This is a genomic window from Rheinheimera muenzenbergensis, from assembly GCF_036984005.1.
Classification (GTDB): Bacteria; Pseudomonadota; Gammaproteobacteria; order Enterobacterales; family Alteromonadaceae; genus Alishewanella; species Alishewanella muenzenbergensis.
The window spans coordinates 97,141-113,766 of record NZ_JALAAR010000003.1 but is presented as its reverse complement, the minus strand read 5'-3'; the positions used below and the strand labels follow the sequence as shown (position 1 = coordinate 113,766).

The following is a 16,626-nucleotide window of genomic DNA, read 5'->3' as shown; positions in this document are numbered from 1 at the left end:
AATTTGATTAAATATTAACATAAGTATTTACATTGTTAATTTATGTAATTAGTATCGGCGTATTTTTTACTATGGGTGCGTATCTGTTCAGGCTGATGCTGGCAGAAACCCTGACCAATGAAAATAGGAAAACTATGTCGGCGTTATTTAACCAATTGAAAAGTAAAGGTACTCGCTTAACGCTGTTAGGCGTGCTGTTATTTTGTTGTAGTGTTAATGCAACTGGTACCGCTGCAGTAACAGGCTCTGCCGGACGTGACTTTATTGTAGCAGGGGCAACCGCAGCCAGAGTTGAAGCCGGGAGTGGCGATGACTTTATTGTGGGTGGTGCAGGCGACAATACTTTTCTTATTAACAAAGATGATGGTCAGGATACTATTTATGAGCTTGCCGGAACAAATACTGTAGAGTTTGGTGCCGGTATCAGTTTTTCAGATATTGCCAGCGGTTTAATGAAGTCGGGTGATGATCTTATACTACGCATAGGTCAGTCCGGACAAAGTCTTACCGTTAAGTTTTTCTTTTCTCATAGCAATACGATTAACCAGTTCCGTCTCAGCAACGGCCAGGTTATTACCGCCGGCCAACTATTGGGTGCTTTTGGTATGGCTGCGCCAACCGCAAGCGCCACTGTGCCTGCTCTTCTTACAGCGCAAGCACCAGACATTGAGCTGGCAGGTAGCAGTAATGCCGACGTATTAATTGCCCGGCATGGTACGCTGCGGATGCAAGGTTTAGCCAATAACGATATTTTAGTACCCAGAGGCCCGGCCGTAACCATGGAGTTTGGGCTTGCCAGCGGCAAAAACCTGATAATCGCCTATGAGGGTGACAACACCGTACTGTTTAGCGCCGATGTGGCCTATAACGATATCGCCATGAACTTACGCCGCAGCGGCGATGATTTACAGCTGATTAATAGCCGTGACGGAAGTGAAGTACGGGTGTACCAGTTTTTTACCCGTGCTAATACTATTACCCGTATCCGTTTTGCCAGCGGTGGTGAAATAACGGCAGCTCAGCTGTTTGGCTTGTTTGGTGTGGCTACACCAGAGCAGGCACACCATTACCATATGGTATCGCCAGGGGTAACTTTTGATAACAATGAGCCCGGTACCGGCGATGGCGACGGGGACGATAACGGCGGCGGCGATGATGACGGTGGTGGCGGAGATAACGGCGGTGGCACCGATCCGGAGCCTTGCTCGGGTGCAGAATGTGAAGATACCGATGACACCAACTATGTTGTGATCGAAGGCACGGCACAGGACGACTTGTTAATAGCCGACCAGCGCGACTCTTTGTTTCGCCCTGGTGCAGGCAATGACATTATGCTCGGCGGCGCCGGCAATAATCGCTATGTTGTTGCTAAAGGTGATGGTGCAGATGTCATTATCGATACCGAAGGCCGTAACGAAGTGCATTTTGCCGCCGATATTGCCTGGGGCGATATCAGTAGTGGTTTAGTGCGCTCGGGCAACGATTTAATGTTGCGCATCGGCCAAAACGGCCAAACGTTGACAGTACAGAGCTTCTTTACCCTGGCCGACACCATAGAACTGTTTCAGCTGCATTCCGGCCAAACATTAACCCGACAGCAGTTATTTCAGATATTTAGTGCCACTGCACCCTCACAAACCTTAGCTGCGCGGCAGCTTATTTTAGGTCGTTCCGGCGAAACCCTGCTGCAAGGCACCGAGGGCGGCGATATTTTGCTAAACCGGATGGCAGTAAACGCTATTGATGCCAAAGCCGGAGATGACATCTTCATCCTGCAGTACACGGCACCAAGCTATAACATCAACAATAACCAAGCTGGAACCGAGCAACGTCTCACCTTAGAGTTTGCCCCGGGTCATGGCAAAGATGTGCTTTACACACTGGGAGATACTAACTTAGGTGTAGTATTAAACTTTGCAGCGGGTATAAGCCGCAGTGAAGTGTTTCAGAATATGCGCCGCATGGGGGATGACCTTTTTATAAAAACCTATTCTGATACTGATGAAGTGCGGCTTGCAGGGTTTTTCATCTATTACAATCACTTAAAGTCAATTCAGTTTGCTGAAGATAGCAGTAGCCAGATTGACGGTTGGGAAATTTATGAAGGCTTTAACACTGAACGACCTGAACAGAGCCAGCAATTCGCAGTTGGTTTGCCAAATCAAACGTTATTAAGCTGCGAAGAACTGTTTTCCCGTTATGACACTGCGGCACTAGCAGGTTTCGCTGCCGACAATACATTGGTAATACAGCCGCCGGCTGATCTGGCTATGAGCATATTTTATCAAACCCATATCCAGTTTATTGCTCAGAGTCAAAATAATGAACTGGTATGCTTTTTACTGCAGCCAGTTTCAAACGAAATAAGCATGCAACCTGACAGCGGTGTTTTGAGTTGGGCTGCTGGTAGAGAAGATATCGGTACTAAAGATATCAGTATTAAAGTTGTGACCGATGCGCAAACCTATAACCAGATTCCGGTAACGCTGCAAATCCCGGATTTAAATCAGGCTCCTAAGGTTGAAAGTGAGCCATTAACTGTCGCCTTTGCCGATGTTGCACTTTCAGATTATGTGTGGGCATCAGATTCGGACAATTACAACGACGATATAGTATTCAGTCTGGTACAAGCCCCATTGGGTATGACACTAGCTGCATCAGGCAGTATTGCGGCAGATATAAATTGGACTCCAACTGCTGAACAGGTCGGCACTCATGACGTGGTTGTGCGCGCGCAAGACAAATACGGGAAGTATTCTGAGCTAGCGTACAGTATCGAAGTGAAGACCTTTTACACCCTGGCTAATGTGCCTCCGGGTTACTCCAAAGTTCCAAAAACTGGAGCCACTACATTTGATGATGCACAGGAAGACGGAGCAACCCGTCTGGGTACCGAGCGGGTATTTGAGCGGGATCACGTCAGAGAAGTGGTACGCGATAGAGTATCGGACTTAGTGTGGCAAGATAATGCCGTAGTGTTGGATTTTCAGACAACTTACGGCGGTGCGAAGCACTACTGCGAGAACCTGGATCATGCAGGCATAACGGATTGGCGCCTTCCTACAAGACTAGAATTGGCCTACCTGCCAAACATGGCCACTCGTAGATATGAAGATGCTTTCAAATTTGGCTGGGTGTCATCGCGGTATGAAAAAAGTTTTCATGCTGAGAAAGTCTTCGGTACACATTATTCGGATACCCGTAGTTGGGAAACCATAGTTGATCGCATCCCAAGAGCACTGAACAAAACTGACAATGCATATGTACGTTGTGTAAGTGGTGAAAAACCTTACCAGCCTAAATATGTACGCGCCAGTTTATTTGATGTTGTCGCTGACTCTACACACCTACTACTTTGGGAAGATCAAGCAAGGATTTTGGGGCAGGAACGTCTGGCTTGGGAAGATCAGGCCCAGTACTGTGCGAACCTTGATCTGGCAGGTTTTGATGATTGGCGTTTACCGAATAACTATGAGTCGCAGACTTTGGCGTCTTTATTCGACGAAAATGGCGGTGGCCTTTTTAATGGTCGTGCAAGAATGCCAAATCCTTTCAAATACTTACCGATGATGTCAGGCGACAGTTTCGGTAGCTGGTTGTCAGCAAACAAGGGAACTTACTTTATTTATCGGCGAGGAAACGAGCACTATGTGTTTGATATGACGGCTCAAGTTGACCGAGACCACAGCAATGGTTCACCTCTAACTGGCTATTCCCGTTGCGTAAGGACATATAGCCCGCCGGTGCCGCTTGTTTCTGAATTCGATATTGAGATAGATCTCTCAGGCTCGCAAGCGATGCTGAAGACAAGGTTAGATGCCAGTCAGAGTTATTCTAATATCGGTCAAATCAGTCGTTTCCGTTGGATGAATACCGCAACGGAAGAGGTGCTGAGTGAATCAGCTGTATTTGATGTTAACCTCCCTTTACCAGGTAGCTATGATGTAAAACTTACAGTGTGGGATCAGCATGGTATACCTGCAGACTATCCAGAACTACTTCACCTTGCTGTTGAATTACCGCCAGGTGTCGACGTTACTCCGCGAATTAATGTGCAGGTACCGTCAGAAATTTATAGCAACACCGAAATTACAATAGATGCCAGTGCAAGTCAGGTGGACCTTGGACCATTATCGTACCAATGGTATTTGAATGATCAGCTGATTTCAGAACAAGCTTTACTAAAGCTCAGTATTAACGACTTAGGTACCCATACGCTTAAGTTAGTAGTAACTTCAGCTTTCGGGATCAGTACGGTTGTCACGTCGGAAATAGTTGTTGTTGCGGGACGAGCTTTAGAACAATGCCCCTATAAACCACTTAAAGATGATCGCAGCTATAACGGCTTCTACCCGGACGATAATATTCCCTGGACAGGCGACAATGCTCAAACAGTAGACGATATTGCTCGCGCTTTTAACTATGCGCGTAGCCAGGATCCTTCAGTGTACCAGCATTTGGTTATGCCAACACAAGCGGTGTGGGATGCTATGACGGTGCAGCAAAAAGGCCTCTATTTGGTGAATGCCGAGCGAGTCGCCCGCGGTATTAAACCGTATGCCGGTTTTGACGCTGCAATGGTAGAGGTAGCACAAACCTATGCCGACTATATACAAGGCTACAATCAGATAATAGGTCACCACAATGATGGCCGCTCGCCGATGGAACGTATGTTAGCGCATCCCTATATTGGTGCCAATGCTGACCGTCATATCCGTAAACCAGAATCAGTAGCCAGTATTTCTGGAAGTCCGACAACAATAAGCGTCGACAGGGCATTGGCGCAGGCAATTTATGGCTGGTTATATGAAGACAAAGACTGGTTTGTTGCCTTTGGTATTAGTGGCACCCCCTGGGGGCATCGCGATCACTTATTACAAACTGGCTTAGATGACAATCACGATGAAAACACAACAGAAGGCGTGGTTGGTTTTGGTCTGACAAGAGGTTTATATCAGCCGGGTGTTAACCCAGCGACTAAGCAAGGTGCGGTAACGGTATTTAAAACCATTGATCAGGGGCCAAACTGGGATAGCAGCCGTATTCAAACGGTAGATTTTAGCCTGGCACAAGGCTGCCCGATGCATCAGCTGGATGTAAATGAAGCTGAACTTAGTGGCTTGCGGCAATTAAACGTTACCCCTGCCAGTGTGCATTTGGCGTTGGGCCAAAGCACCCAGTTAACCCTAACCGGTATTTATAACGACGGCAGCCAGCGCGATTTAACCGCCTTGGCGCAGTTTAAAGCCGATGCTTATTCAGTGGTTTCAGTACAAAACGGCGTGTTATATGCCGAGCAAGCCGGCGATACCACGGTTTCGGTGAATCTGGCAGGTATTGAATCTAACCGGGTGTATGTCAGCATTGGCGAGCCTGCCGATACCACAGTACTTAACGGCACTGAAGCTGAGCCATTAAAAACCTATATTGCTGAAAATGCTACGGTGCGCAGTATTAACCCGTTAGCAGTAGCAGTGTATACCGGCATAGTGCACGACCGTTACGGCACGCCACTCTCTGATGTGCAGCTAAGCCTGTTAAATGCGCCGGAGTATGGCTCGGTTAAAACCGATAACGATGGTCGCTTTATGCTGGCCGGCCCGGCCGGTGAGCAAACAGTAGTATATGAAAAGCCAGGTTATGTGGTACTGCAACGCACGGCTATTGGTGCTAGCAGCAATTGGGCGGCATTGCCAGATGTGACCCTACTCGCGCGTGATAGCAAACAAAGCCTGATTGATTTAACCTCAGGCACAGCGCAGGTGCACCAATCATCAGTGATTAGCGATGAATTTGGTGAGCGCCGTGCGACAGTGGTGTTTAATGGCATTACCTCGGCCGAGATCCGCAGCCAAAACGGCGCGCGCCGGCCAATAACGCAGTTTATGTTCAGCGCCACTGAGTTTGAAACACCGGCCTCAATGCCTGGCGAGCTACCAGCGGAAACCGCCTTTACCTGGGCGTCTGACTTGCATGTCGATGGCACCCACTACACCGACTCGGTGCATTACAACGCCGACGTAGTGCTGTATTTAGATAACTTCCTGGGTTTCCCGGTCGGTGAAATTGTGCCGGTAGGCTACTTTGACCGCACTATCTCGAAATGGATAGCCTCACCCAATGGCGTAGTAGTGCGCCTGCTGGATACTAACGGTGATGGCACGGTAGATGGCGTTGACTACAACGACGATGGCATCGCCGACGACATTAACAACAACGGCAGTACAGCTGATGAAGCGGTGGGGTTAGCTACTTATGCTGCTGGCGATACGCTATGGCGTGCTGCTTTTAACCATATGACGCCGGTAGATTTGAACTGGGCTGCAGCAGGCGCTGAAGCGCCAGAGGCAATAGAGCTGCTGGATGGTGATACCGGGGCAGAAGATGAAAAGAATGAGGAAGAGTTATGTACCGGCTCGTTTGCTAAGCCGTATCAGCAATCGTTCCATGAAGATATCGCCATTGCCGGAACTGACTTACGCCTGCATTATTCCAGTCAGCGTACTTCGGGCTATAAGCATAAAATTCATGTTGCGGTGAGTGGTGATAATATCCCAGCCTCGCTGGAAAAAATGATTGCCCGTTTTGAAATTGCCGGCCGGGTGTTTGAACAAGAGTTTAACCCGGCACCGAATGTTGAAACCGAGTTTATCTGGGATGGTACCCATCCGGATGGCAGCCGTGCGAAAGGTATTGTCAGTGGCCGTATTAGTATTGGTTTTGAATACCCGACAGTATATTTAAGCTCGGGTAATGCCGCACAAACCGGCCAACCATTAAGCAGCTTCCCGGTAGCCTGGGCTACCTTAAGTGATGTGGTAACTCAGGTGCCAGGCCGCGAAAACGTTATCACCTGGCAGCAGCGTGGCGTTAGCATTAAAAATACTTTCGACAGCCAGTTGGCGGAAGGCTGGTCGTTATCTAACGTGCACGAGTTTGACCCTAAAGGTAAGGTGTACTTTGGTAGCGGCATGGTAGCTGATGTTGCTACTTCGTCATTGATCTTGCGTACCGGCCAGACTTACAGCCATGTTGAGTTTGATGACGGTTACTATCAGGCAGGTGGCCGTAATACCGATTACGTCATCAGTAGCGACAACATCGTGATTGATCGGGTTACCGGGCTGGAATGGCAAAATGTGACTACCCCGGTAAGATTCCGCAGCAAAAATGAAGCCCGAGCTTACTGCGCAGCTTTGCCTACAGACAACCAGCACGCCTGGCGTATCCCAACCGCGAAAGAGGTGGGCTATACCATAGATAAATCCGGCGCTAGCAGTGGCCTGATAATGTATAGCATTACTCAGGCTCGTTATATGTGGCATGAAAATACGCTGAACCAGGATAACGCGCTTATTGCCGCAGTATGCTTACGTGGCGATAAGCTGGATGAGAGCACAGTAACTGGCCTAAGCCGTAATGCCAATCTGGAAGTGGTGGTAGACAAAAACAGTGGCTTAATGTGGCAGGACAATGCTGATAACATCGGCGTTAAGCTGGATTGGCAAAGCAGTATTGCCCATTGTGAGGCCTCAGAGCATGCCGGTTTTGACGACTGGCGCCTGCCGAATATTAACGAGCTGTTGTATACCTTGCCAAACCAGGTATTTCAGCATTACACCACCTTGCCTATCGGTATCCCTTGGCATGTTGAAGCTGAGCAGCGCAACCCGTACTGGAGCAGCACCACTAACCTGCAAAATGACGACCAGGCCTGGGCGATTGAAAGTAAGAGCTTCAACAGCGAGCGCTTTAAAAAGGAAGATGCCTATCACGTGCGCTGTGTACGTCAGGACAGTACCTCGTCTCGGATGCCGTTTCGTTTTAACAGCAAAGGCCTGCATACGGCTACCTTTGATAATAGCGCCGGTAAAGACTTAACCCTGTACCAGTACAACGATGCCGGTAAGCTAAGCCAAATTACTGACCGTTTTGGCAATACCCTAACGATTGAGCGCGACCCAACTGGCCGGGTAACGGCGATAGTGGCACCGGATGGCCAGCACACGCAGCTGGCGGTTGATGAGCATAATCACCTGACAGCCATAACCTATGAAGACGGCTCAGACTATCAGTTCTTCTATCAGGAAGGTGGCTTATTAGCTGAAAAAACCGACCCGAATAACTATATATTTGGCCGCCATTACAATGCCTTAGGCCGGGTAGAGCGGGTCACCGCGCCAGAAGGGGCAGAGTGGCAGTTTTTTGATACGCGCGATGCACGTGGCATTAACCGCTACGGCTATAGCACGGCAGAAAACAACAGCTACCAGACTGAACGTAAAGTACTTGCCGATGGCAGTGTGCAATACAGCACCACTAACGAAAGTGGTGGCCAAACAGCTTACCGCGTTAGTGCCGATGAGTTAAGCGAAACCAGCTCGGCCTATGGTGTAACCACTACAGTAACCAATGTGCTGGACAGCAAAACGCTGCAGCCGATACCGCATACTATTGTCACTACTGTGCCAAGTGGTTTAACGAATACCACTACACTGACTAAAACCTATGCTGAAAACGGTGCTGATACCTCGGTTTATACCATTGGCGCACTAAGTAATGGTAAAACCAGTACGGTAGCGGTAAATGCCCGCAGCGGAGTCACGCAAAGTACTTCGCCGGAAGGACGCAGCAGCACCAGCTATCTCGACCCTGAGACGTTGTTGTTAAACAAACTAAGTGTGCCTGGCCTGCTGGATACTACCTACAGCTACGACAGTCGCGGCCGCTTAGTACAAAGCAGCACTGGCGAGCGCCATACCAGTTATGTGTATGACGTTGCTGCCCGTGGCCAGGTCAGCAGTATTACCGCCGCTGATGGCAAAATAACCAGCTACGAGTACGATGATTTAGGCCGGGTAACTAAAGTAACTTACCCGGATGGCCACAGTACACAAACCCAGTACGACGCCAACGGCAATGCGATCGCAGTAATAGTGCCAAGCGCTGAGCAGCACGACTTTACGGTAAATGGTGTCGGTAATACCGACAGCGAAACCCGGCCGGTAGCTAGCACTACGCGGTATTTGTATAACAAAGATAAGCAGTTAACCGGCATAACGCTGCCCTCGGGTGACAGCATTAGTTACAGCTACCAAGATGGCCGCTTGCTCAGCACGCAAACGCCGGAAGGCAGCAGCGATTATCTGTATCAGCAGGGCGACCAGCTGGCACAAGTCACCGAAGGCACTGAAGCGGTAAGTTACAGCTACGATGGCACTTTACTTACCGCGCTAAGCTATAGCGGTGAGCTAAATACCAGCCTGAATTACAGCTATAATACTGATTTACAGGTAAGTAGCCTAAGCTACGCTGGTGCCAGCACCACGTTAAGTTACGACAACGACGGTTTAGTAACTGGTATACATGGCTTTGACATTAGCTACAGCGCCGAAAACGGCCTGCCGCAGCAGTTAAGCGATGGCAAACTCAGCCAAAACTGGCTATGGAACGGCTATGGCGAAGCCACCAGCGTGCAGTATCAGCTGGGCACGCAGGCAAGTTTGGGCTATGCGCTTGAATACAACAGCGTAGGCCTGATAACCCGCAAAACTGAACGCCAGCATGATGGCAGCGAGCTGGTGTACGACTACGCTTACGACGATAGATACCGCCTGGTTGAGGTTAAGCAAAACAGTGCTGTGGTAGAAAGCTACGGCTATGACGCCAACGGCAACCGCACCAGCCATAGCAGCCTGCTGCGTGGTGTAGCAAACCAAATTACCAGCTACGTCGCCGGCGACCAGTTGGCGCAAAGCGGTAACGCGGTATACAGCTATGATGCTAATGGCCGTTTAAGCCAGAAAACGGTAACCGAAAATGATGTCACTGAGGCCACGCAATATCAGTACAGCAGCACCGGCCGTTTGTTAGCAGTAACCACCGCCGATAAAGCGATAAGCTACCGGCATAATGCCCTGGGCCAGCGAGTGGCCAAGCTAGTCGATGGCGTAGTTACCGAAAAATACCTGTGGCAGGATTTAACCACCCTGCTGGCGGTATATAACGCCGATGACACAGTAAAACAACGCTTTGAATATGGCCTCAGCCATACGCCGGTGAGCTTTAGCCAAAGCGGTCAGCGTTATTATATTCAAACCGACCATTTGGGTAGTCCAAGGGTTATCAGTAGCGCTACCGGTACGGTAATCAAAACCCTTAGCTACGACAGCTATGGTAATGTGATTAGCGACAGCAATCCGGATTTTACTATTCAGTTTGGTTTTGCCGGTGGTTTGTATGACGCGGATACTCAACTGATCCGCTTCGGTTACCGTGATTACGACCCTGAAACAGGCCGCTGGACAGCCCGTGACCCAATAGGCTTTGCCGGTGGTGATACCAACCTGTATGGTTATGTGTTGGGTGATACAGTGAATTTTATAGATTCTAATGGATTAGCGGCTTGCAACTACTCTATCACTGGAAAAACGTTAAGGTGTGTGTCAAACACCGCAAATGATCCAAACTTTGTCGGGCCTCACAATGAAAAAACTCTCGGTCCTGAAGGCGTACATTCTGGTAGGGGACAACATATGAATAATCCTCAATCAACAGGAGTTAAAGATTATGGCCCTATCTGGCCAGGTACTTTCAACATGGTTCCCAATGATAATCGGCCTGGTTGGATGGCGCTGCAAGAGACAAATTGGACCCCTGTTATTTCGGGTGTGGCATACCGATTGGGATTAAAACGTGCTGGTGCTAATTTGCATCTTGGGACGGTTTCTCACGGCTGTATTACGGTAGACCCTGCTTTTAAGAGTGATTTCGAGAAAATGTTACAGTTTCTTGGAAAAGAACAAGGGCAAAACATACTAACGGTAGAACCCTAATTGGAATAAAACTATGAAGTTATTGTCTCTCTGTTTGATAGTGGTGTTTGTAATAGGTGCATACGTCTATTTCCTGGAACATAATCGCCAAACTTATGAGCAAGGCGTTGTCGAATTAAAGTTAGGGAATGTAGATCGTTCTGTAGCTCTGCTAGAACAATCGGCTAAGCGTGGTTCAAACCAAGCCGTCAGTTTGTTAGCAGAGCTGTATGCGGTTGGCAAGCATGTGCCTGCAGATAGGCGGCAAGCACTTCATTACGTGAACAAATTGAAAAGGGAGCAGAAAAATCAAGTTGTACAGGCAATTGTGTATGCTCTTGAACACAGGGAGCAAGACAGCGATAAAGATGAATTAGCTTTTTGGCGTTCGCATTTATCAAAAGTAGAGATGCTAGAAAAGTAAACCCGCTGCAGTTATATGGTCGCAGAATTTAACCACCCTGCTGGCGGTATATAACGCTGATGACACAGTAAAACAGCGCTTTGAATATGGCTTAAATCATACGCCAGTTAGCTCTACTCAAAGCGGTCAGCGTTATTTATAACTCTGAATATTTTGACGCTGCTGTATATAAAAATATTATGCGAAGCATGGCTGAATCACCGGACTATAGTTGGGTTGGCAATAACTGTATTTCATGGATGCATAACTCAGTTTACAAATTCGGTGCCAAATAGCGGGTGAGTATGAAATACATCTATCTTTTATACATTTATGCAGTGTTTCCGCTGGCGTTTTTGGGTTTAGCCAAACACAAAATACTTACGCTATCTAACATGGGCTACGTTGTGCCGGCGTTATTTATCGTAATGTCAGCATTTTTTCCGACCATTTTTCATTTGACTTCCCGCATGATTGTTACCTCGGGAAAATGCAAAATCCGGTTTGGGTTTCTACCTAAGCTTGCTGTTTTTTTGCTATCTGTTGTCTGTTCATTAGCGGTATTTGCATGGTCGCCCGGCGCTTATATTTTACAGTGCCAGTTGACGGGTAAACACGAAGCAGATTTACAGGGAGAAGGTTTTTATGCTGTTGATAACCAACTGTATATTGACGCAAAGGTTGGCTTTGAAAGCTTATTGTCTTTATCGTCTGCTGAGCGCATTGCGGTAAAAGACTGTGTGATCATGTAAATAGAATGGCCTAGTGATGAAAATTACAACTTTCGATGAAAGCACCAACAAGTTTATTAATCTAGACGAAGTCAGTATTAGTGCGTCTGTAGAATCATTGCAGGGGCTGGTGGCATTGATTCAAGCGGCTATTGATAAGCAGGCTGAACAGGATCATGTACATTTGCGTGATTACTGGCAGGGTTGGAAAGATAGCGATGCTGATGTCATTATTTTTGTAAAGTAAAGAGTAGTCCGCTACGCCGCGGGTGACCAGCTTTCGCAAAGCGGCAAAGCGGCTTATGCCTATGACGCCAGTGGCCGTTTAAGCAAGAAAACTGGCACCAAGAATGGTAAGTCATTAGTAACGCAGTACATTTCTTAACAGGTAACGAAGGGCAGAACAAAATTAAACATCTGAAAGTTCTAAAATTTAATTTTGATCTGACCCTTTTATACTTGACCCTTTTATACTAATTGAACCATGCCTATCGGCTAGCTTTGGGTTACCGTCTGGCCATCGCGCAGCCGCTCGGCACCTCGGGTTACCACTTTTTCTCCGGCGGCTAAGCCCTCGTCTACGGTAACCCAGTCGCCACTGCCTTCACTCACCTTTACGGCTTTGCGGTGGGCGATGTTTTGCTCGTCTACCGTTACCACATAGGTGCCATCGCTGCGCAGCAGTAAGGCGTCGCGGTGCACCGTAACAGCGGCCTTGCTGTCGCGGGTGGCGACTTTTACGTTAACCATTTCACCGGCCAGCCAGGTGTTGTCGCCCTGAGACAGTTTTAGCCGTAACTCAGCGCGCTGGCTTTGTGCATCGGCAGCCGGGATCAGGGCGCTGACGATCATTTGCTGTTGCTGTGTGGCGCTGCTAACCAGCAGGCTGTCACCCGGCCTGACATAGCGCAGGTATTGCAGCGGTATATAGGCGCGCACTTCTAACTGATAAATATCCTGTAACCGCAACAAGGGCGTACTGCGGCTGACATCGCCACCGGCCTGGCGTAACCGTTCGGCGACTACGCCGGCAAAGGGGGCGACTACCTTGGTACGGCGCAGTTGGTCATCAAGCTGGGCAAGGCGGGCACTGATAATAGCGGCATCGGCCTGGGCCAATTGATGATCTGAACGGGCCTTGTCCAGTTGCAGCAGTGCGACGCTCTGGCTTTGCTGTAACTCAGATAAACGCTGGTATTCGCGTTGAAAAAAGTCAGCCTGCAGGTTGGCGCGTTGCAGCTGCGCCGACAGCTCGGCCCGTTGTAACTGCAGCGGTAGCGGGTCGATTTCGGCCAGCACTGCACCGGCCTGTACCTGAGTGCCGGCTTCGGCAACCCAGTTTAGCCGGCCATCTACACCTGAGGTCAGTTCAGTATTATTGCTACTGTGTACTGTGGCTGGTATCTGCATGGTAGGTACGTCGTATGACAAACGGCTTTCGCTCAGCTGCACTGAGCTGGCCGGGGCCTGTTGTGCCTGCGTCAGCGAGCTTAATAGCAGCAGGGTCAGGGCAATAACAGTTTTACGCATGATGATGTCCTTTGGTTAACGCCGTATTGGCCTGGGCGCGCACGGCAGCCGGGCGCTGCAATTGCAGTACTGCCGGCAGTAAGATCAGAGTAAACAGGGCACTGATGGCCATACCGCCGACGATGACGGTGGCTAAGCCCCGGTAAATTTCGGCGCCGACGCCTGGGATCAGCATTAATGGCAGCATGCCAAACAGGCTGGTCAGGGTGCTCATATATACCGGCCGGGCGCGCACTAAGATGGCTTGTTGCACCGCGTCTTGTCGTGATAAGCCGTCGCGTTCGGCGCTGCGGGTCTGATCAACCAGCAAGATGGCGTTGTTTACCACCAGGCCAAGTAAAATTATAAAACCTATCATGGTGAGCAAATCGAGTGACTGCACACTAAACAGGTTTACTGCAGCCAGTGCCAGTACACCGCCGGCGATAGCCAGTGGCATCACCAGCAACACCAGTAAAGCGTCGCGCAGGGATCTGAATAATGCTGTCATCAGCAGCAATAAAATCAGCAGGGCCAGGCCAAAGTTCAGCAGCATCTCATCAATTGCCGAGTTCATCTGGCTGGCATTACCGCTTAGCAACAGGCTGGCTCCCGGTGGCAGCGCCTGTTGCATGGCCGGCATAACCTGACGGGTTAAAATATCCATGGTTTCGTCCAGCGACATACCCTCAGGCGGGCGCACTATTAAGCTGACAGTGCGCTTGCCGCCGATACGCCGCAGCTGCGACGGCCCGACCGTCTGGCGCACCTGTACCAGCGAATCGAGCGCCTGCACACCGGCTTTGGGCGTTAGCAGTGGCATAGCGGCTAATTGTTCGGGGCTTTGCCAGGGCTCGGCGCGCAAAATAACGTTCATGCGGTCGTTACCATCAAAATATTCCGACACAAACAAACCACTGGTAAAGGCGCGCACAGCGTTGGCAACCTCGGCGCGGTTTAAACCTGCCTGGCTGATGGCGCGATCGTAGGGGAGTAGCTGCAGTTCGGGCTCGGCCATTTCCAGCGCCGGCACCGGCTGGGCGCTGCCCCCCGCTAGGTGTTGCTGCACTGATGCAATACCAATGGCGGCAACCTGCTGTAATGCGGCCAGGTCGGCCCCTTGCAGGTTCAGTTCGACGCTGCGGCCATCGCCACCACCGGCCACATTAATCATCGAGCCGCGGAATAAGAACACCTGGGTATCAGGAATACCGGCAAAAACTTCGTTACGAACAACATTCATCAGTTGCTCAACAGCAGTGGGATCAGCGGCGTAGACAAAACCGCCGCTGGCGTTGGGGCCAAAGGTATAAAAGTTATAGCTTTTAATGGCCGGGGTTTTACCACCGCTGTAGTAGGGTTCTAACCGCTCTACCACCCGGTTAGCCAGTTCCTGCTCGATAAAGTCGATATTGCCGCCCGGCGGCAGGCTAAATGAGAAAAAGAAACCATCTATCGGTGCCCGCGGCATAAAGTCAGTGCGCGGTAAAAACGACAATGTAACGACAACAGACGCCAGTAGCAGGCCGCTTACCCAGCTAAGGCTCTTAATATTAGTGTTGGTCAGGCGCATTAACAGCGCGGCCAATCGTTGCCAATAGCCGGCAAATGGGTCCTGTAATTGGGCATGCCCAAGCCAGTAGCGACTGGCCAGCGGTATTACGGTAATGGCCACCACAAAACTGCTGCAAACCGCTACCGATAAGGTTAGCGCCAGATCCGAAAACAACTGACCTTCAATACCGGCCATAAATAAAATCGGTAAAAAGATAGCTACTGTCGTTGCCGTAGATGCCAGTAAGGCACCACTTACCTGCGCCGCGCCGCGCAGTGCGGCCTTTTTATCATCCAGTCCTTCGCTTTTTAACCGCAGAATATTTTCCTGCACAATAATGGCAGCATCCAGCACCAGGCCAACAGCAAAAGCCAGCCCGGCCAATGAAATGACATTCAGGCTACGCCCCAGTAATTGCAATGCCAGTAGTGCTATCGCCAGTGATAATGGAATACTCAGCGCAATAATAGCGGTGGCCCGCCAGCCGCGCATAAACAACCACAATAAGCCCAGCGCCAGCAACACGCCAAGGCCGAGGTTACTCTTTACCAGGGCCAGCGCATTGCGGATATGTACTGAAGCATCGAAACTTAAGTCCATCATCAGGCCGGCTTCCAGTAACTCGCCCTGATTAAGCTCGGTAATGGCCTGATTTATGTCGTCCAGCAGTGCGACGGTATTGGCGTCGTTATTGCGCGCTATGGTGATGTAATAGGCATGGGCACCGTTGCGCAGCGTAAAGCCGTTACGATCACTGAAACTGACTTCAGCGCTGGCAATATCACTGAGATAAACCGGCCGTTCGCCGCTGTAGCCAACAATCATTTCCAGCAGGCTTTGCGGGGTAAACTGGCCGGCAAAACGCACGGTGTACTGGCGGCGGCCAACATCAGCAAAGCCACCCGAAGCATCGGTAGCACCGCGCACCTGTGCTGCTATGTTGCTGATGCTAAGCCCCAGCGCAGCGGCGCGCTGGGCGTCAAAAGTAATACGCAGCTCGCGTGGGCGCTGGCTGTTTAAATTAACCTGGCCGACACCCTGAATGCGGCTTAAACGCGGATACACCACATCTTCTATCAGTTGCTGATATTGCGCCACATCCTGAATATGATTGCCCGGCAGCGGCCGGATCAAAATTGACGCCGCATTAGGTGTATTCTGGCCGCCGCCGGCTACTACCGTCGGCTCTATTGCATCCAGCGGCAGTGGTGGCGCCTGATTCAGGTTATTTAATACATCCAGCATGGCTTGCTGCATGTTGGCGCCGACGTCGAATGTCAGCGTAACTGAGCCAAAACCGCGTTGAATATTCGTCTCAACTTTTATGACGCCGCGGGTGTTTTTAATGGCGTTTTCTATCGGTTCAATGATGACGGTTTCCACTTCCTGCGGTGCCGCCGAACGCCAGCCGGTAAACACCGAAATTTGAGGTTGTTCGATATCCGGGGTGATTTGTATTGGCATTTTCAACAGGCTGATTATGCCAAATAACAAAATAAGAATAGCGATAACGATAACGCTGGCCGGGTTTTGCAGCGCAGTGCGGGTTAGATTCATAGCAGCGGTTTCCATCCACGTTAATGCGCTGAATCTATGCTTTGTGGCAAAAATAGC

General features: G+C 49.8%; 6 protein-coding genes. 4 read left to right on the top strand and 2 right to left on the bottom strand.

Features of this window, described 5'->3' with window-relative positions; translation table 11 throughout:
- Positions 1-32: 32 nt before the first annotated feature.
- The 4 genes from MN202_RS04530 (at position 33) to MN202_RS04515 (ending at position 12,195) form a co-directional block, all read left to right on the top strand.
- Positions 33-10,835 carry an Lcl domain-containing protein gene (locus MN202_RS04530; protein WP_335734903.1) on the top strand — a complete coding sequence of 3,601 codons (10,803 nt, stop codon included), beginning with the start codon at positions 33-35 and terminating at the stop codon, positions 10,833-10,835.
- Positions 10,836-10,848: 13 nt separating this feature from the next.
- A complete protein-coding gene (locus MN202_RS04525) occupies positions 10,849-11,238 on the top strand; it encodes a hypothetical protein (RefSeq protein ID WP_335734902.1) in 390 nt (129 codons plus the stop codon).
- A gap of 284 nt (positions 11,239-11,522) precedes the next feature.
- Complete coding sequence (locus tag MN202_RS04520) at positions 11,523-11,969, top strand: hypothetical protein (protein ID WP_335734901.1); 447 nt, start codon at positions 11,523-11,525, stop codon at positions 11,967-11,969.
- A gap of 16 nt (positions 11,970-11,985) precedes the next feature.
- A complete protein-coding gene (locus tag MN202_RS04515; RefSeq protein ID WP_335734900.1) occupies positions 11,986-12,195 on the top strand; it encodes an Imm32 family immunity protein in 210 nt (69 codons plus the stop codon).
- Between the two features lie 248 nt (positions 12,196-12,443).
- On the opposite strand, the gene MN202_RS04510 is transcribed toward MN202_RS04515, so the two are convergent.
- Both MN202_RS04510 and MN202_RS04505 read right to left on the bottom strand, forming a co-directional pair.
- A complete protein-coding gene (locus MN202_RS04510; RefSeq protein ID WP_335734899.1) occupies positions 12,444-13,478 on the bottom strand; it encodes an efflux RND transporter periplasmic adaptor subunit in 1,035 nt (344 codons plus the stop codon).
- Positions 13,471-16,569 carry an efflux RND transporter permease subunit gene (locus MN202_RS04505; protein ID WP_335734898.1) on the bottom strand — a complete coding sequence of 1,033 codons (3,099 nt, stop codon included), beginning with the start codon at positions 16,567-16,569 and terminating at the stop codon, positions 13,471-13,473. Before MN202_RS04505 ends, MN202_RS04510 begins: the two co-directional genes overlap by 8 nt.
- Between the last annotated feature and the right edge of the window lie 57 nt (positions 16,570-16,626).

Bases quoted from the DNA above. Each gene is read 5' to 3' on its own strand.
- MN202_RS04525 (WP_335734902.1), top strand. From the start codon at position 10,849: ATGAAGTTATTGTCTCTCTGTTTGATAGTGGTGTTTGTAATAGGTGCA.
- MN202_RS04520 (WP_335734901.1), top strand. From the start codon at position 11,523: ATGAAATACATCTATCTTTTATACATTTATGCAGTGTTTCCGCTGGCG.
- MN202_RS04515 (WP_335734900.1), top strand. From the start codon at position 11,986: ATGAAAATTACAACTTTCGATGAAAGCACCAACAAGTTTATTAATCTA.
- MN202_RS04510 (WP_335734899.1), bottom strand. From the start codon at position 13,478: ATGCGTAAAACTGTTATTGCCCTGACCCTGCTGCTATTAAGCTCGCTG.
- MN202_RS04505 (WP_335734898.1), bottom strand. From the start codon at position 16,569: ATGAATCTAACCCGCACTGCGCTGCAAAACCCGGCCAGCGTTATCGTT.